The following is a 24,308-nucleotide window of genomic DNA, read 5'->3' on the forward strand; positions in this document are numbered from 1 at the left end:
ACCTAGCCCTTTTTCTTTGCAGCGGCCTTCTTGGCCGCAGGCTTCTTCGCGGCTGGCTTCTTGGCAGCGGAGGCTTTGCGAGCCGGCTTCTTGCCGCCACCCTTGGCTTCCCGCTCGGCGATGAGGGCTATGGCCTCATCGAGCGACACCGACTGTGGTTCCTTGCCCTTGGGCAGTGTGGCGTTGACCTTGCCCCAGTTGACATAGGGACCGTATTTGCCATCCCGCACGGTAATCTTGCCGCCGCCATCCGGATGCTCGCCGAGATCCTTCAGGGCTGCCGGCGTTCCGCCATTGCGTCCACCCCGACCCTTGGCCTGCTTCTCGGCGATCACCGAGACGGCGCGATTGAGGCCGATCGAGAACACGTCCTCGATGGATTCCAGATTGGCGTAGGTGCCATCATGCAGCACGAACGGCCCATAGCGCCCGAGTCCGGCGGAGATCATCTTGGCCGACTCCGGGTGTTTGCCGACATCGCGGGGCAGGGCCAGCAGAGCCAGCGCTTTCTCGTGGTCTATGCTGGCCGGCGTCCACCCCTTCGGCAGGCTCGACCTCTTGGCTTCCTTGCCATCGCCACGCTGGACGTAGGGACCGAACCGGCCGGAGCGCAGGGTGATCTCCTCGCTCGTGTACGGGTCCTTGCCCAGAACCTTCGTGCCGTCCTCGGCGCCGGCGTTTTCACCATTGCCGTTGGCATCGCCGCCGAGCTGGCGTGTGTAGCCGCATTCGGGATAGTTCGAGCAGCCGACGAACGCGCCATACTTTCCGAGTTTCAGCGACAAATTGCCGGTGCCGCATTTGGGGCAGATGCGCGGGTCCGAACCGTCTTCCCGTGTCGGGAATACCAGTGGCGCCAGTTCTTCGTTCAGCGCGTCGAGCACATCGGTAACGCGCAGTTCCTTGATGTCGTCGACCGAAGCCGAAAAATCCTTCCAGAAGTCGCGCAGCACATCCTTCCAGGCGAGCTTGCCGTCGGAAATCTCGTCCAGCTTTTCTTCCAGCGAGGCGGTGAAGTCGTACTCGACATATTTTTCGAAGAAGCTCTCGAGGAAGGCGATCACAAGCCGGCCCTTGGCCTCGGGCAACAGCCGGCGTTTGTCGATCACGACATATTCGCGGTCTTCCAGCGTCTTCAGTGTCGCCGCATAGGTCGAAGGCCGGCCGATGCCGAGCTCTTCCAGTTTCTTGATGAGCGAGGCTTCGGAATAGCGCGGCGGCGGCTCGGTGGTATGCTGCGTGGCGTTGATCGCTTCGCGCGCCAGCGTTTCGCCCGAACGGATTTCCGGCAGGCGGCGGTTCTCCTCGTCTTCGCTATCGTCCTCGCGCTGGTCGGTGTAGGCGGCGATGAAGCCGTCGAAGCGCGTCACGGAGCCAACCGCCCTCAGCGCGGCCGAACGCCCGCCATTGACGGCTTCGATCTCGACGGTGGTGCGCTCGATCTCAGCCGCGTTCATCTGGCTGGCGATGGCGCGCTTCCAGACCAGCTCGTAGAGCCGCGCCTGGTCGGCATCCAGATATTGCCTGACCGATGCCGGGGTGCGGAAGAAGTCCGTTGGGCGGATCGCCTCGTGCGCTTCCTGTGCGTTCTTGGCCTTGGCGGTATAATAGCGGGGCTTTTCCGGCAAATAATTTGGGCCGAATTCCTTCTTGATCGCGTCACGGGCCGCCGAAATGGCCTCGGGCGCCATCTGCACGCCGTCGGTACGCATGTAGGTGATGAGGCCAGCAGTCTCGCCGCCGATATCGAGGCCTTCATACAGTCTCTGCGCCACCTGCATGGTGCGGCTGGCCGAGAAGCCCATTCGCGAGGATGCGGCCTGCTGCAGGGTGGAGGTGGTGAAGGGAGGGCCGGGATTGCGTTTGGTCGGCTTGGCCTCGACCGAAAGCGCGCGGAAACTTGCGCCTTCCAGCATCGCCTTGATGTCGTCGGCCTGCGCCTTGTTCTTGATGTCGAGCTTCTGCAGCTTCTTGCCTTCATAGGCAGTCAGCCGGGCTTCGAAATTGTCCTTGCGCGGCGTGTCGAGAATGGCGGCGATGTTCCAGTATTCCTCGCGGATGAAGCGTTCGATCTCCGCTTCCCGATCGCAGACCAGCCGCAGCGCCACCGATTGAACGCGCCCGGCGGACCGGGCGCCCGGCAGCTTGCGCCAAAGCACCGGTGAAAGGGTGAAGCCGACCAGGTAGTCGAGGGCCCGGCGCGCCAGATAGGCATCGACCAGCGGCGCGTCGATTTCGCGCGGATTGGCCATCGCGTCCAGCACCGACTGCTTGGTGATGGCGTTGAAGACGACGCGGCTGACCGGTTTGTCCTTGAGCACGCGCTTCTGCTTCAAAACCTCGAGCACGTGCCAGGAAATGGCTTCACCCTCGCGGTCCGGGTCGGTAGCGAGAATGAGCCCGTCCGCGTCCTTCACCGCTTTGGCGATGTCGGCCAGGCGCTTGCTCGACGCAGTGTCGACCGCCCAGGACATGGAGAAATCGTCGTCCGGCCGCACCGAGCCGTCCTTGGCCGGCAGATCTCTTACATGGCCGAAGGAAGCCAGAACCTTATAGTTCCGACCGAGATATTTGTTGATTGTCTTCGCTTTTGCCGGCGATTCGACGACGACGACTTCCATGATTGCTCGTATCTGGCTGGTGATTCGCAGAAGAACTTGCGCTGCCCGCAACGAAATCACGTTCAAGTGGTCCGTCAAATGGCCGTGCTTTTCGATCCGGTCAAGAGGCAGGCCCAAATCTGTCAGCGTCCAGCCATGCAACCATAGGGTGTATCTGTAAAAAACTTGCAATTTAAGATATAGTAGCTATTGTCATCGAGCTACCCAAACAATGCAGGTCGATTCGAGGAAATATCGGCAAGGTCCGGCAGCGCTGAGGCGTTCCGGAAAGGCGGGAAAGTGTTCAGATGAGGCAGGTCTATACAAAAAAACGGACGGAAACCCTCGACTATATGCAGTCCATGCTTGGCCAGCTTCGCACCATGGCGGAAGCCGAACGCTGCGATATGCTCGCCTACCTGATCGAGATGGCTTACGTCGAAGCCAGCGACATTATCCGTGGCGAACGACCGACCCGTATCCGGGAGAATTCTTCGCCGGGGAGCGAGATCAAGGCGGTACGACGCAACAGTTGACCGGCGGCTGGATGCGTCGCCAGCCGCCGGCACAGGGTCAATGCTTGTTATTTTTGGCCTGGCCGTATTATTCCGGCTTGGCGATATGCCAGACGCCGTTGACACCGTCGCCGGTCACGTCGCCTGCCTTCTTGTCCTTGATGAATGTGTAGAGCGGCTTGCCGTCATAAGCCCACATCTTGGTGCCGTCCTTGCGCTCGACGACGGTCCATCCGCCTTCCGCCTTGGCGTCGGCTTCAGCCTTGAGCGGTGGCCAGTTGGTGGCGCATTTGTCGTAGCAGTTCGACACGCCATCCTTGTCGTTGTCGAATGTATAAAGTGTCATGCCGCTGGCATCGGTATAGATTTTTGCTCCGTTCACCTCGGCTTCTTTCCAGGCGTCGGCAGCAAGCGAAGCCGTGGTGCCGAGCATCAGTCCGGCGATGGCGAAAACGATCGATTTCATGGAAACTCTCCCTTTCGAATGAAAAGCGGCTGGCAACGCGCCGCTTCGATGCATTAACGACGGGGTGAACGGATTTCTTCCCGGGCATTGCCTCTTCGCAATGCCCTTGTATGAGGTCGCCACGAAATGGTGATTGGAGAACGCCCCATGCCGCGGCTATATCGACGCCGCATGATGACGGGGGCATTCTGAGGCATGGCATTGGACGTCGGTTACATCAGCGCCATCGGGGCCGGGGCGCTTTCGTTCCTGTCGCCTTGCGTGCTGCCGCTTGTCCCGCCCTATCTGTGCTACATGGCTGGCGTTTCCGTGGATGACTTCCGCGGCGACGCCGGGATTGCCGCCAAATCCGGCGCGCGCCGGGCGCTGCTTTATTCTTCGCTCGCTTTCGTGCTCGGCTTCTCCACCGTCTTCGTGGCTCTGGGCGCCGGTGCTTCCACGATCGGACGTCTGCTGCGCATATGGCAGGAACCGCTGGCGATGGCCGCCGGCGTGCTCATCATCCTCATGGGCCTGAATTTCCTCGGCATCCTGCGTATCCCGCTTCTGTCGCGGGAGGCGCGGTTCCAGGCCGAGGGCAAGCCGGCCAGCACGGTCGCCGCCTATGTCATGGGGCTTGCCTTCGCCTTCGGATGGACACCCTGCATCGGGCCGGTGCTGGGGCCGATCCTGACCCTTGCCGGCGGCCGCGAAACCGTGGGCGAGGGGGCGCTGCTGTTGGCCGCCTACTCACTTGGCCTTGGCATTCCGTTCCTGATCGCCGCTCTCTTCTCCGGAGCGTTCATGCGCTTCCTCGGAAAATTCCGCGTCCATCTTGGCCGCGTCGAAAAGGCCATCGGCGCGCTGCTCGTGGTCGCCGGCGTCTTTTTCCTTACCGGTGGCGTGCAGACCGTGTCCTACTGGCTGCTCGAAACCTTTCCGGTGCTGGGTCGGCTGGGCTAGTTCCGCCAGGCGCGACTGTCAGCCACACTTTGCGCGCATCGGAATGGAAACATTGGAGCCGTTGCGAAGCAATGCTAGAACGCGGCCGTTCTTGAAGTCCGCGATTCCTCATTTGTTGTGGTGTCTGTTTCCATGAGCCAACGCACCTGCCTTTCCATCATCCTCGCCGCCGGTGAAGGCACGCGCATGAAGAGTGCGCTGCCGAAAGTGCTTCACAAACTGGCAGGGTTGCCCCTTGTCGGTCATGTCGTGAAGGCCACCGAAACCGCGGGCGCCGGCGATCTGGCGCTGGTGGTCGGCCATGGCGCGGAAGAGATGCGCAAGGCAGCGGAAAAATTCGCGCCCGGCGCGAATATCTTCATGCAGGAAAAGCGCCTCGGCACCGCCAACGCCGTGCTTGCTGCCCGCGATGCCATTTCCCAAGGCTATGACGACGTTCTGGTGATTTTCGGCGACACGCCGCTGATCGATCCCGCCGCGTTGACAGTGGCAAGGTTAAAGCTCGCCGAAGGCGCCGCAGTCGTGGTCATCGGCTTCCGCACCGACAATCCTGCCGGCTATGGCCGCCTCATCGAAAAGGACGGCAAGCTTCTGGCCATCCGCGAGGACAAGGATTGCAGCGGCGAGGAGAAGAAGATCACCTTCTGCAACAGCGGCATGATGGCCGTCGCCGGCCGGGAGGCGCTGGCCTTTCTGGATGCTGTCGGCAACAAGAACGCCAAGGGCGAATACTACCTGACCGATATCGTCGAGATCGCCGGCGGGCAGGGCATGTCGGTCGTGGCGACCGAAACCTCCTTCGAAAGTGCGCTCGGTATTAACAACCGGGCGGAACTCGCCGAAGCGGAAGCGATATGGCAGGCGCGCCGGCGCCGCCAGGCGATGCTGGACGGCGTTACCCTGATCGCGCCGGAGACGGTGTATTTCTCGCACGACACGCAGATCGGCGCCGATACGCTGGTCGAACCGAATGTCTGGTTTGGACCCGGCGTGACGATAGCGGAAGGAGCAAAAATCCATGCCTTCAGCCATCTGGAGGGTGCGACCGTTGCCAGCGGCTGCGACATCGGACCTTTCGCCCGGCTGCGCCCGGGCGCCGATTTATCGACCAAAGCCAAGGTCGGGAATTTCTGTGAAGTCAAGAACGCGAAAATCGAGGAAGGCGCCAAGGTCAACCATCTCACCTATATCGGCGACGCCCGCATCGGCGCGGGGGCCAACATCGGCGCCGGCACCATCACCTGCAACTATGACGGCTATTCGAAATTCGTCACCGACATCGGCAAGGGCGCATTCATCGGCTCCAATTCCTCGCTGGTCGCACCGGTTTCTATCGGTGACGGCGGCTATGTCGCCTCCGGTAGCGTCATCACCGAGAACGTCCCCGACGATGCGCTGGCCTTCGGCCGTGCGCGGCAGAAGACGTTGCCGGGAAAGGCGAGGGAATTGCGCGAGCGCCGCGCCGCTGCGGCGAAGAAATAATGCGTCGGGCTGGACTTCGCGAGCCGCCTGCCATAGTGCGGCCACGCCGACGCCCGCTGATATGAGGCGAAACGCAAAGTGATTTTTACGGTGGCCGGCTATTTTCTACATAGCCGGCATCAGGGAACGAAACGGACAAGCGATCATGTGCGGCATAGTTGGAATTGTCGGGCACACGCCGGTGGCGCCTCTCATCGTCGATGCGCTCAAGCGGCTGGAGTACCGCGGCTACGATTCCGCCGGGGTCGCGACCATCGAACATGGCGAACTGGCGCGCCGCCGCGCCGAGGGCAAGCTGGTCAATCTCGAGCGCCGGTTGAAGGACGAGCCGCTCGACGGCCTGATCGGCATCGGTCACACCCGCTGGGCTACCCACGGCGTGCCGAACGAAACCAACGCGCATCCGCATTTCTCCAACGGCGTCGCCATTGTCCACAACGGCATTATCGAGAACTTCGCTGAACTGCGCCAGGAACTGATCGCCGACGGCTACACCTTCTCCTCGCAGACGGACACCGAAGTCGTCGCCCATCTCATCGCCCGGGAACTGGCCGCTGGAGCCGAGCCGGTGGCGGCGGCGCATAATGCGCTGAAGCGGCTGCAAGGCGCCTTCGCACTCGCCATCATGTTCAAGAGCGACGAGGACTTGATTGTCGGCGCCCGCAACGGACCGCCACTTGCGGTCGGCCATGGCGAAGGCGAAATGTTCCTTGGCTCCGACGCCATAGCGCTGGCGCCGTTCACCAATTCCATCACCTATCTGGAAGACGGCGACTGGGCGGTCATCCGCCGCAACGAGATTTCCATCTTCGACATGGATGGCAACAGGGTCGACCGCAAGCGCCAGCAATCGCTCGGCACCAGCTTCATGGTCGACAAGGGCAACCACAGGCACTTCATGGAAAAGGAAATCCATGAGCAGCCGGAAGTGATCTCCCATACGCTGGCGCATTATCTCGACTTCGCCAATGGGCGTTCCAAGCCGCTCGACCTGCCTTTCGACTTCGCCAAGCTCGACCGCCTGGCGATTTCCGCCTGCGGCACCGCCTATCTGAGCGGCCTTGTCGGCAAATACTGGTTTGAGCGCTTCGCTCGTCTGCCGGTGGACATCGATATCGCCTCCGAATTCCGCTACCGCGAAATGCCGCTGTCAAAGGACAGCGCCGCGATCTTCATTTCGCAATCCGGCGAAACGGCCGACACGCTCGCCTCGCTGCGGTACTGTCGCAAGGAAGGCTTGCCGATCGGCGCAATCGTCAACGTGCGCGAATCGACCATCGCGCGGGAATCGGACGTCACGCTCCCGACGCTTGCCGGTCCCGAGATCGGCGTCGCCTCGACAAAAGCCTTCACCTGCCAGCTTTCTGTGCTGGCGGCGCTCGCCATTCGCGCGGCGGAGGCTCGCGGCACCATTTCGGCTGAAGAGGAAAAGCTGCTGGTCCGTCAGCTTGCCGAAGCGCCGCGCTTTGCCACCCAGGTGCTGAAGCTCGACCAGCAGATCGAGAAGGTCGCGCGCGAGCTCGCACACTACAAGCATGTTCTCTATCTTGGCCGCGACACCAATTACCCGCTGGCCATGGAAGGTGCGCTGAAGCTCAAGGAAATCTCCTATATCCACGCCGAAGGCTATGCCGCCGGCGAACTCAAGCATGGCCCGATCGCCCTTATCGACGAAAATATGCCGGTGATTGTCATCGCGCCGCATGACCGCATTTTCGAAAAGACCGTCTCCAACATGCAGGAAGTGGCGGCGCGCGGGGGCAAGATCATCCTGATCACCGACCGCAAGGGCGCGGCCGCCGCCAGCATCGACACGATGGAGACCATCGTGCTGCCCGACGTGCCGGAAATCATCGCGCCGATCATCTATGCGCTGCCGATCCAGATGCTGGCCTACTTCACCGCCGTGTTCATGGGCACGGACGTCGATCAGCCGCGCAATCTGGCGAAATCGGTGACGGTCGAGTAGGGCCGTCACGTCGGAACACACCCGTCAGGTTTTGGAGCGCGTCACCGCCGCGCATCTCACATCTGCGTCACCTGTGGCAACTTCCCGGTTCCAAACCGTCAGGCGCTCGCCTATGCTGCGCTGCAATGAATGACGGCGGGACATGTCAGACACGATCAGGATTTCCGGCATGACCCGGCTCAGGAACTATTTCCTGACAGGCTTCATCGTCTGCGCGCCGCTGGCCATCACGCTCTATATCGCCTGGTCGTTCATCCGCTGGGTGGATTCCTGGGTGAAGCCTTACATTCCAGCGCGCTACAGCCCTGAAACCTACCTTTCGTTCCAGTTGCCGGGGTTCGGCCTGATCGTGGCGCTGGTGCTGATCACGCTGATCGGCTTCCTCACCGCCAACATCGCCGGCCGCGCCGTGATCGCCTTCGGTGAGCGGCTTCTGGGCCGCATGCCGTTGGTGCGCGGCATATACGGCTCGCTGAAGCAGATATTTCAGACCGTGCTGTCGAACAAGGGCGACATGTTTCGCCAGGTCGGCATGGTCGAATATCCGCGCAAGGATGTCTGGTCGCTGGTCTTCGTGACCGGCGAAAAGGACACCGAGATCGGCCAGAAGCTCGACAAGCAAGGCGATCCCCTGATTGCCGTGTTCATGCCCTGCGCGCCCAATCCGACGACCGGCTTCCTGATGTATGTGCGCAAATCGGAAATCATCGCGTTGGACATGTCGATCGAGGAGGCGGCCCGGCTAATCGTGTCGGCGGGTCTGGTCGCGCCCGAGATCAAGAAGAAGATCGTCGTGCCGAGCGGTATCGCCGTCGAAATCGGCAATCCGCCGATGGGAACGTTGCCCCAATCGGCGGCCAAACCGGCATCTCAGCCAGCGCGCAAAAGGCGCACCGCGTCGTCCTTGCCGAACAAATAGAGCAGCAGCCGCAGCGCCTGTCCGCGTTCGGACTGCAGGTCCGGATCGCGCGACAGGATGAGCCTTGCATCGTCGCGCGCGGTTTCCAGAAGATCAGCGTGGAATTCGATGCGCGCCACCTGGAAGCCAGGCGTGCCGGACTGGCGGGTGCCCAGCAACTCGCCTTCGCCGCGAAGCTTCAGATCCTCCTCGGCGATAAGAAAGCCGTCCTCGGTCTCGCGCAACACGGACAGCCGGCGCTTGGCGGTTTCACCCAGCGGATCCTTGTAGAGCAGCACGCAGGATGACGGCTTCGAGCCGCGCCCGACGCGCCCGCGCAACTGGTGAAGCTGCGCGAGGCCGAACCGCTCCGCATGTTCGATGACGATAATGGTGGCGTCAGGCACGTCGACGCCCACTTCGATGACGGTCGTGGCGATCAGCACGCTGGTTTCGCCGTCCTTGAAGGCGCGCATCGCCTCGTCCTTCTCGGCGCCCTTCATGCGCCCGTGGACAAGCCCCATCCGCTGCCCGAACACCGGCTTCAGCGAAGCGAAGCGGTCCTCGGCCGACATCAGCTTGACCTCTTCCGATTCCTCGACCAGCGGACAGATCCAGTAGATCTTCTGCCCGTCGGCGACAGCGTCGTTCATCCGCCCGATCAATTCGTCCAGCCGTTCCAATGGCAGGGTGACGGTGCGGATGGGCTGCCGCCCGGCCGGCTTCTCGGTCAGCTTGGAAACGTCCATGTCGCCGAAAGCCGTCAGCACCAGCGTGCGCGGAATCGGCGTCGCCGTCATCACCAGCATGTCCGGCGCGTCGCCCTTGGCGGTGATGGCGAGCCGCTGGTGCACGCCGAAGCGATGCTGCTCATCGACCACGGCGAAGACGAGCCGCTTAAAGGTCACGGCCTCCTGGAACAATGCGTGCGTGCCGATGACGATGTCGATCGTGCCGTCAGCGAGGCGTGCCAGCGTTTCACCGCGCTCGCGTCCCTTTTCGCGGCCGGTGAGGATGGCGATGCGCAGCCCGGCATGCTCGGCCAGCGGCGCAATGGTCGCGAAGTGCTGGCGGGCGAGGATTTCCGTCGGCGCCATGAGTGCGGCCTGTCCGCCCGCTTCGACCGCTCGGCCCATGGCAAGCAGGGCCACGACGGTTTTTCCCGAACCGACGTCGCCCTGCAACAGCCTGAGCATCCGGTCCGGTTCCGTGAGATCGGCAAGGATTTGGGCAAGCGCTATTTCCTGAGAACCGGTGAGCGAATAGGGCAGGGCGGCCCGCAGCTTCTCGACGATCCGCCCGTCCCCAGCCAGAGGACGGCCCGCAAGCCGCCGCACGCGGGCGCGGACCAGCGCCAGCGACAACTGGCTGGCGAGGAACTCGTCATAGGCGAGCCGCCGCCATGCCGAGTTTTCCGGCGTCGTGTCGGTGGGCGTTTCCGGATTGTGCAGGCGGCCGAGCGCGTCACCGAAAGAAGGCAGCGTGTTGCGGCGCAGGAAGGCGGCGTCGAGCCACTCGGGAAAGGTCGGCGCGCGTTCCAGCGCTTGGCCGATGGCGCGGCGCAGCACTTTGGCGGAGAGGCCAGCCGTCATCGGATAGACCGGTTCCACCGGCGGCAGGCTATCGGCTTCGCTTGCCAACACGATATGGTCGGGATGCACCATGCTTGGCCGGCCGTTGAACCATTCCATGCGGCCGGAAACCACGACGTGCTCGCCCTCCGGCATCGCCTTTTCGAGATAGGCGGCATGGGCGTGGAAGAAGGTCAGCGCGATCTCGCCGGTGTCATCATGCGCATAGACCCGGTAGGGCACCGACCGGTTGCCGCGCGGCGGCGGCTGATGCCGGTCGATGCGCACCTCCAGCGTGACGATGGCGCCCTCCGCCGCGCCGGCGATGCCGGGCCGGTTGCGGCGGTCGATGACGGAATGGGGCAACACGAAAAGCAGGTCGCCCGCGCGCGCATCTCGGTCGCCGAGGTCTGCCGGCAGCACGCGCTCGATCAGCGTCGCGACCTTGGGGCCGACCCCGGCCAGTGAGGTGATCGGCGCGAACAGCGGATCGAGCAGGGAGGGGCGCATGGCTTCACCCTCCCCCTTGCGGGGAGGATCGACGCGCAGCGTCGGGGTGGGTGAGGGTGAAGCGCGGCGCCGTCGAATTTCCTCTCCCCGACAGGGAGAGGGTGGCGGAGCGAAGCGCAGGCCGGGTGAGGGGGGCCACAGAACAGATAAGCATCGCTCTAGATTAAGGGTTAAGACTCACCTTGTCAGGCTGACACCACACTCTATCCACGCTATATGCGCGACCTTGAAAAAAGGAACGCGGCGATGACCGAGACGATGCGATCTGATGCGGACCTGGCTGACGAAAAGCTGGACGCTCGCCGCAAGAAACTTCTGTTTCGCTCCTGGCATCGCGGCATGCGCGAGATGGACCTCGTTCTCGGCCAGTTCGCGGACCGGGAAATGCCATCCTTGACCGATGACGAGATCGACCAATATGAAAGGCTTCTCGACATTCCCGACACCGAGTTCCTTCCCATCGTCACCGGTGAAAAGCAGGCGCCGGCGGACATGGATTGTCCGGTCCTGCGAAAGATACTGGCCTCGCGCCATTCGATGAAGTTCTGAAAAGCCCGCATGAGCCTCATTCCAGACATCGGCCTGCCGAAAGGCGGCACCGGTTCCTTCATCGTCGATGGCGTGGCCGACGGCTATGAGGCGTTCGCGCTTGCGCGGGCCGCGGCGGAGATGGCGCCGGACGCACCGCTGATCTTCATTGCGCGCGATGGCCAGCGTCTGCCGGCGATTGTCGAGGCTCTCGCGTTTGCCGCGCCCGACCTGCCGGTGCTTGAACTGCCCGCCTGGGATTGCTTGCCTTACGATCGGGTTTCGCCCGGATCGGACGCGGCGTCGCGCCGTCTCGATGCGCTGGCAGGCATCATCGCCCTGGCGAAGAAGCCGCACCGCGCCGTGGTGCTGACAACCGTCAACGCGCTGCTGCAGCGTATTCCGCCGGCCGACCTGATCGAGGCGCACACGTTTCGCGCCAAACCCGGCAACCAGATCGACATGAACCAGTTGGTCGCGAGGCTGGAGATGTCCGGCTTCGAGCGGGTGCCGACCGTGCGCGGAGTCGGCGAATTCGCGGTGCGCGGCGGCATCCTCGATCTCTACGCGCCCGGCGCTGAAGAGGCGCTTCGGCTCGATTTCTTCGGCGACACGCTGGAAACGATCCGCGCCTTCGATGTCGCCAGCCAGCGCACCACCGGCCAGCGCAACGCCATGATCCTGCAAGCCATGAGCGAGGTTGCGCTGACGCCGGAGACCATCAGCCGTTTCCGCCGCGCCTATATCGAAGCGTTCGGCGCGCCGTCGCGGGATGATGGTCTGTACGCGGCGGTCAGCGAAGGCCGCCGCTTCGCCGGCATGGAGCACTGGCTGCCCTTCTTTTACGAGCGGCTCGAAACCGTGTTCGACTACCTGCCCGGCGTGCCTCTGGTGTTCGACCATCTCGCGCACGAAGCGCTCGACGAGCGCCACACCCTGATCCTCGATCACTACGATGCGCGCCGGAAGATGACCGAGGGTACGCTGAAGGAAGCGGTGCCCTACAAGCCGGTGCCGCCGCGGCTTCTCTACCTTTCGCCGGACGAGGTGAAAGCGGCCGCTGCCGACGGCCTTGCGGTCGAGTTCACCCCGTTTGCCGCGCCTGATGCCGGCGGCCGCAAGGTGCTCCACGCCGGTTCAAGGGCCGGCAGGACGTTCGCAGAGGAACGCGCCGATCCGAAGGCCAACGTCTTCGACGTGGCGGTCAAGCATATCGTCGATCAGCGCGCGGCCCGCAGGCGCGTCATGGTCGCCGGCTGGACCGAGGGCTCGCTGGATCGGCTGAGCCAGATTCTGGCCGAGCACAATCTCGGAAATTTCAGGCAGATCGGCACTTTGGCCGAAGCCGCCAAGCTCGATGCCGGTCAGGCGGCGCTGGCCGTGCTGCCGCTGGAATCCGGCTTCGAGACCGACGAATTGGTCGTCGTCGCCGAGCAGGATATTTTGGGCGACCGCCTGGTGCGGCGTTCCAAGCGCAAGAAGCGCGCCGCCGATTTCATCGCCGAGGCGTCGTCGCTGTCCGCCGGCGATATCGTCGTTCATGCCGATCATGGCATCGGCCGTTTCATCGGGCTGAAGACGATCGAGGCGGCGGGTGCGCCGCATGATTGCCTCGAAATTCACTACGCCAACGATGGCCGGCTCTTCCTGCCGGTCGAGAACATCGAATTGTTGTCGCGTTACGGCTCGGATTCGGCCGAGGCCACGCTGGACAAGCTGGGCGGCGGCGCCTGGCAGTCACGCAAGGCGCGGCTGAAAAAGCGCTTGCTCGAAATGGCGGGGCAGCTGATCCGCATCGCCGCCGAACGGCAGATGCGCGCCGCGCCGACACTGGTGCCGCAGGACGGGCTGTATGGGGAATTTTCCGCGCGGTTCCCCTATGAGGAAACGGACGACCAGCAGAACGCCATCGATGCCGTTGCCGAGGATCTTTCGGCAGGCCGCCCGATGGATCGTTTGATCTGCGGCGATGTCGGATTCGGCAAGACCGAAGTTGCGCTGCGCGCCGCCTTCATCGCCGCCATGGAAGGATTTCAGGTCGCCGTCGTGGTGCCGACCACGCTGCTGTCGCGCCAGCATTTCAAGACATTCTCGCAGCGCTTCTCCGGCCTGCCGGTGCGGGTGCGCCAAGCCTCGCGATTGGTCGGCGCCAAGGAGTTGGCGGAAACCAAAAAGGGCATCGCCGACGGCACGGTCGATATCGTCGTCGGCACCCACGCGCTTCTGGGCGCTTCGATCTCTTTCAAGAATCTTGGCCTGTTGATCATCGACGAGGAGCAGCATTTCGGCGTCAAGCACAAGGAGCGGCTGAAGGAACTCAAGAGCGACGTCCACGTGCTGACCCTTTCAGCCACGCCAATCCCGCGCACGCTGCAGCTGGCGCTGACCGGCGTGCGGGAGCTGTCGCTGATCGCCACGCCGCCGGTGGACCGCATGGCGGTGCGCACCTTCATCTCGCCCTTCGATCCGCTGGTGATCCGCGAGACGCTGCTGCGCGAGCGCTATCGCGGCGGCCACTCGTTCTATGTCGTGCCGCGTATCAGCGATCTGGCGGATATCCATGAATTCCTGAAGGAATCCGTGCCGGAGCTGAAAGTCGCCGTGGCGCATGGCCAGATGCCCCCCGGCGAGCTCGACGACATCATGAACGCCTTCTATGACGGCCAGTACGATGTACTGCTGTCGACGACCATCGTCGAATCCGGGCTCGATATCCCGACCGCGAATACGCTTATCGTACATCGCGCCGACATGTTCGGCTTGGCGCAGCTCTATCAGCTCCGCGGTCGCGTCGGCCGCTCCAAGGTGCGCGCCTACGCCCTGTTCACGCTGCCGGCCAACAAGAAGCTCACCGACACCGCCGATCGCAGGCTGAAGGTCTTGCAGTCGCTGGATACGCTGGGCGCCGGTTTCCAGCTTGCCAGCCATGACCTCGACATACGCGGCGCCGGCAACCTTCTCGGCGAAGAGCAGTCGGGCCACATCAAGGAAGTCGGCTTCGAGCTTTACCAGCAGATGCTGGAAGAGGCGGTTGCCGAAGTGCGCGATACCGGCGAGTCTGCGGATTCAGGCTGGTCGCCGCAGATCGCCATCGGCACCGCCGTCATGATCCCCGAAAGCTACGTGGCCGACCTGCAACTGAGGCTGGCGCTGTACCGCCGCCTCGGCGATCTGGAATCGACGGAGGAGATCGACGCCTTCGGCGCCGAGATGATAGACCGCTTCGGCCCGCTGCCAGACGAGGTGAAGCATCTGCTCAAGATCGTCTTCATCAAGATTCTTTGCCGCAAGGCGAATGTCGAGAAACTGGACGCCGGGCCGAAGGGCGTCGTCATCCAGTTCCGCAGACGAGAATTCGCCAATCCGGCGGCGCTGGTCAAATTCATTGCCGAGCAGGGATCATTGGCCAAAATCAGGCCGGACCAGAGCGTCGTGTTCGCCCGCGACTGGCCGACCGCGGAAAAGCGGTTGACCGGTTCTGCCGTTGTGATGACGCAACTGGCGAAGCTGGCGGGTTAGCCCGCAGCGTCCCAAAGCCCCGAAGGTCAGTGCTTCGGGGCCTCGGGCTCGTCGTCGAGTTCCCCTCTCGCCTTCGCGCCGGCAATTTGCCGGATCGCATCGGCGAGCGTCTCGGCATCCTGCGCGCCCATCAGCGCATAGCGGCTTTCGATAACGAAACAGGGCACCCCGGTAATGCCCATGCGGGATGCCGTAGTGATTTCAGCGCGCACCGCCTCCACGTCGGCGTCGGTCGGCAACAGTGTCTCGACCACGGCTGCGTCCATTCCGGCGGCCTTCGCCGCGTCGATCAGCACCGCGCGGTCGCCGGTGTTTTCGCCACGCTCGAAGTAGCGGCTGAACAGTTCATCGGCGACCCGGCTCTGCACCGCTTCGCCGGCCGTGCCTGCCCAGCGGATAACACGGTGTGCGTCGAGCGTGTTGGGCGACACTGCTATCGCATCGAAATCGAAGGATATTCCCTCCGCTTCGCCGAGCGACCTGAGCTGTGCGTGCGACTGCCGCAACTGTTCCTGGTTCGGAAATTTTGCTGCCATATAGGCTTTCCGTTCCTTTCCTTCGGGCGGGATTGTCGGGTCGAGCTGGAAAGGCCGCCAACGGATTTCGGCCTCGACATCGGGCGCCAGTTTCAGCGCGCGCTCCAGCCGCTTGTGGCCGACGAAGCACCAGGGGCAGACGACATCGGAGACGACATCAATGGTGATGGAGGACGTTTCGCTCATGGCTTTTCCTTACTTGGGCTTTCGCCACCACGCCGACAGCTGATAGCTGAATATGGGCGTCTTCTGCGGATGTTCCAGGTAGTTCCAGTAAGCCATCCATCGGTCGGGGCTGTGCTGCATGGGCACCATATAGGCGCCGGAGATGAGCAGCCGGTCCAGAACCCGCACGGCCGCGACATAGTCTTCCTTGCCGCGCGCATTCAGCATGGCCTGGATCGCCGCGTCGATGGCCGGATCGGCGACACCGGCCAGGTTGAACGACCCTTCGACCTTCGCCGAGGAAGAGCCCCAGCGGCCGATCTGCTCGATGCCGGGCGACAGCGAATTGGTGAAGCCGGTAGCGCCGATCAGAACGTCGAAATCGAAGCGCTGCTTGCGCGACTGGATCTGGTCGCCATCGAGTGCGCGGATGGTGACGTCAATGCCGAGCTTGGCCAGAGTGCGCTGGTAGAGGCTGGCCAGCCGCTCCTCTTCCTGGCTGGCGGTCAGGATTTCGAATGCGAAAGGTTCGCCATCCTTGTCCTGCATGACGCCGTCCCGGATCATGTAGCCGGCGCCCTTCAGCATATCGAAGGCCGCCTTCAGCGCCTTGCGGTCCTGGCCCGAACCATCGGTTTCCGGCGGATGCCAGCTTCCATCCATGACATCCGCTGGCACGCGGCCGGGGAACGGCGCCAGCAGCGCCTTTTCTTTCTCGCTGGCGGGATGGCCAAGAGCCGAGAGTTCCGAATCCTGCCAGTAGCTCATGGTTCGCGTGAACTTGCCGCCGAACAGGTTCTTGTTCGCCCATTCGAAGTCGTAAAGCATGCCGAGCGCCCGCCGCACCGCCCGATCGGAGAATTTCTTCAGCCGCGTGTTGAACAGGAAGCCGGTCGCCACCGGCGGCACGCCGAGCGGAAAGGCCTTGACGATCACATCGCCGTTCCTGGCGGCCGGGAAGTCGAAATCGCGCTCCGCCTGCAGCGGCCCCATGCCGGCATAGGCGGCGCCCGCATAGGCCGAGCAGAGACCTTTCTTGAACGCCTCGAACTGGGAGTTGGCGTTGAGGAAATACTGGATGGTGATTTCGTCGTAATTGTCGAAGCCGCGCTTGGACGGGATGTCCTTGCCCCAGTAATCCGGGTTGCGCTTGAACACGATCCGGTCGCCTGGCGCCACCTTGTCGATGATATACGGGCCGCTGCCGATCACCGGCTTCAGCGTCGTCTGGTCAAAAGTGTCCATGCTGAAAGCGTGTTTCGGCACGATCGGCGTCTGGGCGATGATCAGCGGGAATTCCCGGTCGGCCTGATCGTTGAAGGTGAAGCGCACGCTGTGCTCGCCGGTCTTTTCCAGCTTGGCGACTTTCTTCATCCGGTCAGAGTAGGGCGGGCGTCCCTTTTCGGTGTAGACGTCGTAGGTGAACAGCACGTCCTCGGGCGTGACCGGCTCGCCGTCCGACCATTTTGCCTCGGGATCGAGCTGGAATTCAATCGAGCGGCGGTCCTCGCTCATGTCCGCCGATTTCGCCAGCAACCCGTAGAGGCTGAACGGCTCGTTGTAATTGCGCTGCATCAGCGGCTCGAAGACGAAATTGCCGAGCAGCGTATCGATCACGCCGCGCGCCGTGGTGCGCAGGCTCTTGATGATGAACGGATTGAGATTGTCGAACGTGCCGACGACGCAATAGGTGATCGCGCCGCCTTTCGGTGCATCCGGATTGGCATAGTCGAAATGCGTGTAGCCGGCCGGTAGGGCCGGCTCGCCCTGCATGGCGATCGCATGTTTCGGTTCAGCCGCGGCAGGTTGCGCCGACATCGGCAAAAGCGCGGCTGCGGCAGCCAGCAGAAAAAGAACGCGGTCCACGACCGTCCTCCGTTCATGGACAAGTGATTCGGATGCCAGACTAGAGTGCCCGCCACCGCCTTCCCAGTGAAGAAATGCAGGCGAAAGGCTGGATTCGAAACGCCCGGCAGTGTAACACGCCCGCCAAAGTCATTCTGTTGCCTCATTTGGGCAAGAGTTAGCTCGTGACACGGCCTGACCTTGCCTGGGCATCAATCGAGAGGAAATGCACCACATGACGAGCCTGAGAACAAACGCTTATCGCCTGTCGGTCATGACCGCGAGCGTTATCGGCTTCCTCGGCGCGGCGCTGCCAGCGGCAAATGCCCAGCAACAGCAGCAGCAATTGCCACAAGGGTGGTTCAAGGCCTGCAGCAAGCAGGAAGACGTGGACATCTGCAACGTCCAGAACATCACCACCGCCGGCAATGGCCAGCTCGTCACCGGCATCAGCCTGATCGACCTGCGCGGCAAGGTGAACCGCAAGGTGTTCCAGGTTACCGTGCCGACCGGCCGCCTGGTTCCTCCCGGCATCGGTCTCCAGATCGACGGCGGCAAGGCTCAGAAGCTTGACTATGTCATCTGCTTCCCGGATCGCTGCGTGGCTGAGGTTCCAATGACCGACCAGCTCGTCGCCTCCTTCAAGAAGGGTTCGGATCTGACCCTCACTTCGATCAATTTCCAGAACCAGCCGAACCCGATCAAGGTTTCCCTGCAGGGCTTTTCCGGCGCATTTGACGGGCCGCCGCTGAAGCAGTCCGACATCGAGGACCGCCAGAAGAAGCTTCAGGATTTCGTCACCAAGAACAACGAGGACTTCGCCAAGAAGCTCAAGGAAGAGCAGGACAAGGCGAAGGCGGCCAACTGACGTCCCCTGAAATCCCTCTGTAAAACGAAGGCTCCGGTTGAACCGGAGCCTTTTTCTTTTTCGCCCGTGTCTAGCCTTGCCCGCACCGGTCGCACATAGCCGGCTTCGTTCACGCACACGTCACAGCCGTCGCCTATTCCCGCGCCGACAGGTTTCGGTGCGGAGCGATTCCCATGCGATGCAGGCGACTGGGTGCTGTTGCGGGCGCCCTTCTGAGCTTTCTTTCTCCGGCCTATGCTGCCGAAACGCGTGCCGGGCAAATCCTCGAACGGTTCAGCAATGCCAACCAATGGCGCGACCATGTCATGGTCGTTGCCCATCGCTCCGGCGGGTTGCAGGCCGGCAAGACGCGTTACGCGGAAAATTCGCTGGCCGCGCTGCACGCCGCCATCGCCGCCGGGGCGGAAATGGTCGAGGTCGATGTCCGCCGCTCAAGCGATGGCGAGTTCGTCGTGATGCATGATAGCTGGCTCGACCGGACTACGACATGCCGCGGTGAAGTGATCGAACGCACGCTCGCGGAACTTCGAACGTGCCGGCTTGTAATCGAGGGGACGGGCACGGCGACGCAAGAACCTGTGTCCACGCTGCGCGAATTTCTCGAAGCTGCCAGGGACAGAATTCTCGTCAACATCGACAACAAGCTCGATGTCGCGAGCCTGCCGGGCATGATCGAGGTGGCGCGTTCCTTGGGGATGGCTGATCAGACCGTGGTGAAGGAAAACCTCTGGAACAAGCGGCGGATCGATGAGGTCGGTAAAGCGCTGGGCGCGGCGGGCAGGGGTTTCCTGTTCATGCCCATCATCGCCGACGATGCCGTGCGCGATCATGTCTTCGTCGAGGAGGTGAGCCGGACCTTCGCGCCAAATGCCATCGAGATGATCAACTGGCGCAATGGCGCGGCAAACCTGACCGAAACCGGCGGGCCGCTGTTTTCCACTCGCATGCGCGCCGCCGCCGTGCGCGGCAATTGGCACATCTGGGCCGACACCTACGCCATCGTGAACAAGCCCGGCGGGTTCCTGGCTGGCGGCCGGGGCGACGAACTGGCCGTCTCCGCCAGCCTGCCCGCCGAAAGCTGGGGCTTCTGGGCCGAGCGCGGCGCCACCATCATCCAGACCGACGAGCCCGATGCGGCCGTTCAATGGCTGAACGCGAACGGTTATCGTGTTCCCTACGGCGAACGCCCGCGGGAACCCGCGAGCACGGCCAGCATCAACTGAGCGTTGCCAGGCAGGACCGTGACGCCTGATATCTGGCGTCGCGCAACGTGGCGCCGTTCGGACAAGGGTGATGTCAGCAGTCCGGCCACCAGACCTTGTGCGGCGGTGTTTCGCATGGTCTGGTCCACTCACTGTCATGGACATCCCCTTAAAACCCCGGTCCTTTGCCCTCGCTGTGGCAATAACCAGCCTCGGCTTTGTCGTCGTCCAGCTCGACATTTCGGTCGTCAACATCGCCTTGATGCGCATTGGCTTGTCGTTTGGTGCGGGTGTTGCCGGCCTCCAATGGGTTGTCGATGGCTATGCTTTGGCCTTTGCCTCATTGCTGATGTCCGCGGGGGCGCTTGGCGACCGGATCGGTGCACGCCGCATTTTCGCTGTCGGCATGGCGCTCTTCACGCTTGCCTCGCTGGCTTGCGGGTTGGCGCAGGGAATGGCAACGCTCATCGCAGCCCGTGTCGGCCAGGGCGTCGGCGCGGCGATGCTGATGCCATGCTCGCTTGTCCTGCTCAATCACGCGAGCGGTGGCAACGCATCGTTGCGAGCAACCGGCGTTTCCATATGGACCGCAGCCGGAGGCGCCGCGCTTGCCGCCGGACCGGCGTTGGGCGGCTTCATGATCGACAGCCTGGGCTGGCGCAGCATCTTCCTGATCAATCTGCCGATAGGCGTGTTTGCCATCCTTTTGGGACTGCGGTTCCTGCAGGAGACACCGCGCAAGCCCGAGGGGGCGCCGCTTGATCTTCCCGGTCAGGTGTTAGCCATTCTGGCGCCGCTGGCCTTGACCGTCGCCTTCATCGAAGGCGGTGTTCGCGGCTTCGCGTCGCCGCTGGTTATGGCTGCGTTTCTTGTCGCCGCTGTCACCGGGGCAGCCTTTATTGCCGTGGAGCGCCGCAGTACCGCGCCGCTCCTGCCTCTCGGTCTGTTTGCCGATCCCGCCTTTGCGGTCGCCAATTTCGTTGGCCTGGCAATCAATCTGACGACCTACGGCATGATTTTCGTGAGCTTCTATTTCCAGCAAACGAAGGGTTATTCGCCGGCGGTTGCCGGAGCCGCATTTACGCCGTTTCTCGCAATGGTCATTCTTTCCAACATGGCCGCCGGTCCGGTGGTGGCAAGAAAAGGTGTGAAATTGCCGATGATCGTCGGTCTGTGCATCGGCGCTCTCGGCTACGCGCTGCTGTTTTCTGTTGATGCGGATACCAGCTACGCTTCGCTGATGTGGAGGCTTTTCGTGATGACGGTTGGGTCAGGCCTGGCTGTGCCTGCCATGACGACCGCCGTGCTTGCCTCGGCGCCGCCTGGTATGGAGGGCGTGGCATCCGGTGTCCTCAATTCCATCCGCCAGACATCGGGAGCCATCGGCGTGGCGCTTTTCGGCGCACTGATGACGTTTGGCATCGTGCCGGGTATGCGGATAGCGTTCACCGCATCGGCGGTGCTGATGCTGCTGGGCGCGGGCGCTGCGATGCTTTTCATGCGGCCGGCTTGGCACCCGGATACTTGACGTCGTAGGGAGAATCGCTCCCGCGATAAAAAAGGCCGCCCGGAGGCGGCCTTTTCGTATGCATGAAGCGGTAGCGCTTCGAGAACTTGGCCCCAAGCGCGCCTTAGCGCTTGGAAAACTGGAAGGACCGGCGGGCCTTCGCCTTGCCGTACTTCTTGCGCTCGACGGTACGGCTGTCGCGGGTCAGGAAGCCGCCCTTCTTGAGCACGCCGCGCAGCGTCGGCTCGTAGTAGGTCAGCGCCTTGGAGATGCCGTGACGAACGGCGCCCGCCTGGCCCGACAGGCCGCCGCCGATGACGGTGGCGATGATGTCGTACTGGCCGACGCGGTTGGCCGCGACGATCGGCTGGTTGAGGATCATCTGCAGGACCGGACGCGCGAAGTAAGCGCCGAATTCCTTGTTGTTGACAGTGATCTTGCCGGAGCCAGGCTTCACCCAGACGCGGGCGATGGCGTCCTTGCGCTTGCCGGTGGCATAGGCGCGGCCCGACTTGTCGAGCTTCTGGACGTAGACAGGCGCGGCCGGCTGTGCGGTCTGGGCGACCGTGCCGAGTTCTGCGAGCGAGGAAAGCTCAGCCATATCAGGCCCTCTTGTTCTTGGCGTTCAGCGCGCCGACGTCGAGCGTCTCGGGCTGCTGGGCCGTGTGGGGATGCTCGGCGCCTGCATAGACGCGGAGGTTCTTCATCTGGCGACGACCGAGCGGACCGCGCGGAACCATGCGCTCAACGGCCTTTTCCAGGACGCGCTCGGGGAAACGGCCCTCGATCAGCTGGCGCGCGGTGCGCTCCTTGATGCCGCCGGGGTGGCCGGTGTGCCAGTAGTAGATCTTGTCGGTGTACTTCTTGCCGGTGAAGACGACTTTCTCGGCATTGATGATGACGACATTGTCACCGTCGTCGACATGGGGCGTGAAGGTCGGCTTGTGCTTGCCGCGGAGGATGTTGGCGACGATGGTGGCGAGACGGCCGACGACGAGACCTTCGGCGTCGATCAGCACCCACTTCTTCACCACATCCGCAGGCTTCTGCGAAAAGGTTGTCATGGAGTTTGCTTTCGTTTCGGACCCTGTCCGATGGCAAAACCTACGGACAAAGGCGTTTCTTGTTGCTTGAATTGACGAGAGCCGAAGCCCAGCGCCAATAACAAAACGGCGACCATTGCTGGCCGCTGTTTCGAGAGCGCTTATACGAGGCGGCAAACCGCCCGTCAATCGAATTAAAACAGGCATCGGCGAAGAAAATTGTTTTAAATCAATAGTTTGGTAATGAGGTATTATTTTACCTCATCTTGTCATCGTTTGGGCGGGATCGAATAGGTGCCGGTGGCGTGGGCAATTGTCTGTCCTTCCGGCCCGGCAACGATGTCGACGTCGAACACCATCAGGCTTTTGCCCAGCTTCAGGATACGGCAATGCCCGTCGATGGGGCCGGCTTCTGCCTTGCGCACGAAATTGATGTTGAGGTTCGTCGTCACCGAAAGCGCATCAGGCCCGGCGTGGGAGAGCACGCAGGCATAGCCGCCAATGTCGGCAAGCGTGAACAGCGATGGACCGGAGACCGTGCCACCGGGGCGGATGTGCCTTTCATCGGCATTCAACCGCACAATGCAGCCACCGGGAAACACATCGAGCGTTTCGTAGACGCTGTCAGCGCCGTTGAGTTGCGGATAGACTTGGCGCATCAGCGCATTGACGTCGACTGCGTCGAGGACCGGGGTGAGATTGCTTTGCAGCGGCATGGCGCGGCCCTTCCTGGCAGATGTCCGTGTCTGGCGTGGGTTGCTCAAACCGGCCTTCTGCGAGAAAACATGCACGAAGCTGTTCTTCAACTGGCAGGACGCTAGTTCTTTGGTTTCATGTGCCATCGAGACGCGATGCCGATGCTCCGGGAGACGACAATGGGCGAAATCCTTGCCATCAAGACGATTGCCCCGCAATCGCCCTTAAAGGTCGAGATGGAAGGCGGCATCCTGCGGCTGACACTTTCGAACCCGCCGGCCAACGCGCTCTCGCTGTCTGTGATGGCCGCGCTGCAGGCGCAACTCGACGGTATCCTTCACGATCCGTCCGTGCGCGTCATCGTCCTGGCGGCCGCACCGGGCAAGGTGTTCTGCGCCGGCCACGATCTCAAGGAGATGACTGCCCGTCGCACCGATGCTGACGGCGGCAAGGCCTTCTTCGAGGAAACGTTCGGTGCCTGTTCGCGGCTGATGCAGTCGATTGTGCGGCATCCCAAGCCGGTAATCGCCGAGATCGACGGCATCGCCACGGCGGCCGGTTGCCAAGTCGTCGCATCCTGCGATCTGGCCATCGCATCGGATCAATCGACATTCGGCGTCAACGGCATCGATGTCGGGCTGTTTTGCTCGACGCCCGGCGTCGCGCTGGCCAGAGGCCTGAAGCCCAAGCATGCGATGGAAATGCTGCTGACCGGCGAGATGATCGATGCGTCCAGCGCCCGGGAGTTCGGCCTCATCAATCGCGTGGTCCCGCGCGAGTATCTGAATCAGATCGTGACGAAATACGCGCAAGTCATTGCCGCCAAATCGCCTTCGGCCGTCAGGCTCGGCAAGAAGACCTTCTACGAACAGGCGGGAATGAATCTGGCGGAAGCTTACGATCATGCCTCGAAAATTATGGTCGAGAACATGCTCAACGCCGATGCTCAGGAGGGCGTCACGGCGTTCTTCGGCAAACGCAAGCCGGAGTGGAAAGGCGAGTGAAGATGGAACCCCGCATTTCCATCATCACCATCGCCGTCGATGATCTGGATGGAACCTCGGCCTTCTATGAGGCGATGGGCTTGCAGCGTCACCACATCAAGGACGGAGTCGCCTTCTTCCAGATGGGCGGTGCGATCCTTGGCCTGTTTCCACGAAGCAGCGCCGAGGAAGATTCCGGTATTTCGTTCGGCGCGCAGCCATCGCGGGTCTATCTTGCTTACAATGTCCGTTCCGACGCCGAAGTCGATCAGGTGCTGGCACAGGCGGAGAAGGCCGGTGGCCGCATCGTCAAGCCCGCAGGCAAGGCCTTCTGGGGCGGCTGGTATGGTTATTTCGCCGATCCGGAAGGCAGTCTCTGGGAAGTCGCGCACAATCCCGACTTTCCTATAGATGCGGACGGCAACATATCGCTGCCGAAGTGACCGGCATTAGAACGATGATC

Annotated in this window: 20 protein-coding genes; 12 read left to right on the forward strand and 8 right to left on the reverse strand. The window is 62.6% G+C overall.

All coding sequences use genetic code 11. From position 1 onward, the window contains the following. Window positions 1-2 precede the first annotated feature (2 nt). Complete coding sequence (gene topA / locus ASD44_RS02440) at window positions 3-2,621, reverse strand: type I DNA topoisomerase (RefSeq protein WP_056115277.1); 2,619 nt, start codon at window positions 2,619-2,621, stop codon at window positions 3-5. A gap of 287 nt (window positions 2,622-2,908) precedes the next feature. Here topA and ASD44_RS02445 point away from each other — a divergent pair, with 287 nt between their 5' ends. After that, on the forward strand, window positions 2,909-3,136 hold the full coding sequence (locus tag ASD44_RS02445; protein ID WP_056108333.1) for a hypothetical protein: 228 nt from the start codon (window positions 2,909-2,911) through the stop codon (window positions 3,134-3,136). Between the two features lie 67 nt (window positions 3,137-3,203). On the opposite strand, the gene ASD44_RS02450 is transcribed toward ASD44_RS02445, so the two are convergent. Continuing rightward, window positions 3,204-3,581, reverse strand: coding sequence for a hypothetical protein (locus ASD44_RS02450; RefSeq protein WP_056108335.1), 378 nt, complete (start codon window positions 3,579-3,581; stop codon window positions 3,204-3,206). Window positions 3,582-3,776: 195 nt separating this feature from the next. On the opposite strand from ASD44_RS02450, the gene ASD44_RS02455 reads away from it, so the two are divergent. From ASD44_RS02455 to ASD44_RS02470, 4 genes are all read left to right on the forward strand, one after another. Next, on the forward strand, window positions 3,777-4,523 hold the full coding sequence (locus tag ASD44_RS02455; RefSeq protein ID WP_056108339.1) for a cytochrome c biogenesis CcdA family protein: 747 nt from the start codon (window positions 3,777-3,779) through the stop codon (window positions 4,521-4,523). 132 nt (window positions 4,524-4,655) lie between these two features. Next, window positions 4,656-6,005, forward strand: a complete 1,350-nt coding sequence (gene glmU, locus ASD44_RS02460) for a bifunctional UDP-N-acetylglucosamine diphosphorylase/glucosamine-1-phosphate N-acetyltransferase GlmU (protein WP_056108342.1) — start codon at window positions 4,656-4,658, stop codon at window positions 6,003-6,005. 145 nt (window positions 6,006-6,150) lie between these two features. After that, window positions 6,151-7,974, forward strand: coding sequence for a glutamine--fructose-6-phosphate transaminase (isomerizing) (gene glmS / locus ASD44_RS02465; RefSeq protein WP_056108345.1), 1,824 nt, complete (start codon window positions 6,151-6,153; stop codon window positions 7,972-7,974). Window positions 7,975-8,116: 142 nt separating this feature from the next. Then, window positions 8,117-8,893 carry a DUF502 domain-containing protein gene (locus ASD44_RS02470; protein WP_056108348.1) on the forward strand — a complete coding sequence of 259 codons (777 nt, stop codon included), beginning with the start codon at window positions 8,117-8,119 and terminating at the stop codon, window positions 8,891-8,893. Here ASD44_RS02470 and recG read toward each other — a convergent pair. Next, entirely contained in the window at window positions 8,845-10,953 is a 2,109-nt protein-coding gene (recG, locus tag ASD44_RS02475; protein ID WP_056108351.1) for an ATP-dependent DNA helicase RecG, read from the reverse strand. The genes ASD44_RS02470 and recG overlap by 49 nt on opposite strands. 246 nt (window positions 10,954-11,199) lie before the next feature. Here recG and ASD44_RS02480 point away from each other — a divergent pair, with 246 nt between their 5' ends. After that, window positions 11,200-11,502 (forward strand): succinate dehydrogenase assembly factor 2, encoded by a 303-nt coding sequence (locus ASD44_RS02480; RefSeq protein ID WP_056115280.1) that lies wholly within the window; start codon window positions 11,200-11,202, stop codon window positions 11,500-11,502. Between the two features lie 9 nt (window positions 11,503-11,511). Then, window positions 11,512-15,000 (forward strand): transcription-repair coupling factor, encoded by a 3,489-nt coding sequence (gene mfd / locus ASD44_RS02485; protein ID WP_056108354.1) that lies wholly within the window; start codon window positions 11,512-11,514, stop codon window positions 14,998-15,000. A 26-nt stretch (window positions 15,001-15,026) separates the two neighbouring features. Here the strand turns inward: mfd and ASD44_RS02490 are convergent, their stop codons facing one another. Then, window positions 15,027-15,722, reverse strand: a complete 696-nt coding sequence (locus ASD44_RS02490) for a DsbA family oxidoreductase (protein WP_056108357.1) — start codon at window positions 15,720-15,722, stop codon at window positions 15,027-15,029. A 9-nt stretch (window positions 15,723-15,731) separates the two neighbouring features. Then, on the reverse strand, window positions 15,732-17,519 hold the full coding sequence (locus ASD44_RS02495) for an extracellular solute-binding protein (RefSeq protein WP_156459888.1): 1,788 nt from the start codon (window positions 17,517-17,519) through the stop codon (window positions 15,732-15,734). 262 nt (window positions 17,520-17,781) lie between these two features. Here ASD44_RS02495 and ASD44_RS02500 point away from each other — a divergent pair, with 262 nt between their 5' ends. The 3 genes from ASD44_RS02500 (at window position 17,782) to ASD44_RS02510 (ending at window position 21,144) form a co-directional block, all read left to right on the forward strand. Beyond that, window positions 17,782-18,414, forward strand: a complete 633-nt coding sequence (locus ASD44_RS02500) for an invasion associated locus B family protein (protein ID WP_056108364.1) — start codon at window positions 17,782-17,784, stop codon at window positions 18,412-18,414. Window positions 18,415-18,587: 173 nt separating this feature from the next. Further along, window positions 18,588-19,637 carry a glycerophosphodiester phosphodiesterase family protein gene (locus ASD44_RS02505; RefSeq protein ID WP_056108366.1) on the forward strand — a complete coding sequence of 350 codons (1,050 nt, stop codon included), beginning with the start codon at window positions 18,588-18,590 and terminating at the stop codon, window positions 19,635-19,637. Window positions 19,638-19,812: 175 nt separating this feature from the next. After that, window positions 19,813-21,144 carry an MFS transporter gene (locus ASD44_RS02510; protein ID WP_244478711.1) on the forward strand — a complete coding sequence of 444 codons (1,332 nt, stop codon included), beginning with the start codon at window positions 19,813-19,815 and terminating at the stop codon, window positions 21,142-21,144. 103 nt (window positions 21,145-21,247) lie between these two features. Here the strand turns inward: ASD44_RS02510 and rpsI are convergent, their stop codons facing one another. From rpsI to ASD44_RS02525, 3 genes are all read right to left on the reverse strand, one after another. Continuing rightward, a complete protein-coding gene (rpsI, locus tag ASD44_RS02515) occupies window positions 21,248-21,724 on the reverse strand; it encodes a 30S ribosomal protein S9 (RefSeq protein ID WP_056108374.1) in 477 nt (158 codons plus the stop codon). 1 nt (window position 21,725) lies between these two features. Continuing rightward, a complete protein-coding gene (gene rplM, locus ASD44_RS02520) occupies window positions 21,726-22,187 on the reverse strand; it encodes a 50S ribosomal protein L13 (RefSeq protein WP_056108376.1) in 462 nt (153 codons plus the stop codon). Between the two features lie 248 nt (window positions 22,188-22,435). Further along, window positions 22,436-22,882 (reverse strand): PaaI family thioesterase, encoded by a 447-nt coding sequence (locus ASD44_RS02525; RefSeq protein WP_056115285.1) that lies wholly within the window; start codon window positions 22,880-22,882, stop codon window positions 22,436-22,438. A 159-nt stretch (window positions 22,883-23,041) separates the two neighbouring features. Here ASD44_RS02525 and ASD44_RS02530 point away from each other — a divergent pair, with 159 nt between their 5' ends. After that, a complete protein-coding gene (locus ASD44_RS02530) occupies window positions 23,042-23,866 on the forward strand; it encodes an enoyl-CoA hydratase (protein WP_056115288.1) in 825 nt (274 codons plus the stop codon). A 2-nt stretch (window positions 23,867-23,868) separates the two neighbouring features. After that, entirely contained in the window at window positions 23,869-24,288 is a 420-nt protein-coding gene (locus ASD44_RS02535) for a VOC family protein (protein WP_056108379.1), read from the forward strand. Window positions 24,289-24,308 lie beyond the last annotated feature (20 nt).

The organism is Mesorhizobium sp. Root554 (genome assembly GCF_001427025.1).
In the GTDB taxonomy this organism is placed as follows: Bacteria; Pseudomonadota; Alphaproteobacteria; order Rhizobiales; family Rhizobiaceae; genus Mesorhizobium.

Bases quoted from the DNA above. Each gene is read 5' to 3' on its own strand.
- topA (WP_056115277.1), bottom strand. From the start codon at position 2,621: ATGGAAGTCGTCGTCGTCGAATCGCCGGCAAAAGCGAAGACAATCAAC.
- ASD44_RS02445 (WP_056108333.1), top strand. From the start codon at position 2,909: ATGAGGCAGGTCTATACAAAAAAACGGACGGAAACCCTCGACTATATG.
- ASD44_RS02450 (WP_056108335.1), bottom strand. From the start codon at position 3,581: ATGAAATCGATCGTTTTCGCCATCGCCGGACTGATGCTCGGCACCACG.
- ASD44_RS02455 (WP_056108339.1), top strand. From the start codon at position 3,777: ATGGCATTGGACGTCGGTTACATCAGCGCCATCGGGGCCGGGGCGCTT.
- glmU (WP_056108342.1), top strand. From the start codon at position 4,656: ATGAGCCAACGCACCTGCCTTTCCATCATCCTCGCCGCCGGTGAAGGC.
- glmS (WP_056108345.1), top strand. From the start codon at position 6,151: ATGTGCGGCATAGTTGGAATTGTCGGGCACACGCCGGTGGCGCCTCTC.
- ASD44_RS02470 (WP_056108348.1), top strand. From the start codon at position 8,117: ATGTCAGACACGATCAGGATTTCCGGCATGACCCGGCTCAGGAACTAT.
- recG (WP_056108351.1), bottom strand. From the start codon at position 10,953: ATGCGCCCCTCCCTGCTCGATCCGCTGTTCGCGCCGATCACCTCACTG.
- ASD44_RS02480 (WP_056115280.1), top strand. From the start codon at position 11,200: ATGACCGAGACGATGCGATCTGATGCGGACCTGGCTGACGAAAAGCTG.
- mfd (WP_056108354.1), top strand. From the start codon at position 11,512: ATGAGCCTCATTCCAGACATCGGCCTGCCGAAAGGCGGCACCGGTTCC.
- ASD44_RS02490 (WP_056108357.1), bottom strand. From the start codon at position 15,722: ATGAGCGAAACGTCCTCCATCACCATTGATGTCGTCTCCGATGTCGTC.
- ASD44_RS02495 (WP_156459888.1), bottom strand. From the start codon at position 17,519: ATGTCGGCGCAACCTGCCGCGGCTGAACCGAAACATGCGATCGCCATG.
- ASD44_RS02500 (WP_056108364.1), top strand. From the start codon at position 17,782: ATGACGAGCCTGAGAACAAACGCTTATCGCCTGTCGGTCATGACCGCG.
- ASD44_RS02505 (WP_056108366.1), top strand. From the start codon at position 18,588: ATGCGATGCAGGCGACTGGGTGCTGTTGCGGGCGCCCTTCTGAGCTTT.
- rpsI (WP_056108374.1), bottom strand. From the start codon at position 21,724: ATGGCTGAGCTTTCCTCGCTCGCAGAACTCGGCACGGTCGCCCAGACC.
- rplM (WP_056108376.1), bottom strand. From the start codon at position 22,187: ATGACAACCTTTTCGCAGAAGCCTGCGGATGTGGTGAAGAAGTGGGTG.
- ASD44_RS02525 (WP_056115285.1), bottom strand. From the start codon at position 22,882: ATGCCGCTGCAAAGCAATCTCACCCCGGTCCTCGACGCAGTCGACGTC.
- ASD44_RS02530 (WP_056115288.1), top strand. From the start codon at position 23,042: ATGGGCGAAATCCTTGCCATCAAGACGATTGCCCCGCAATCGCCCTTA.
- ASD44_RS02535 (WP_056108379.1), top strand. From the start codon at position 23,869: ATGGAACCCCGCATTTCCATCATCACCATCGCCGTCGATGATCTGGAT.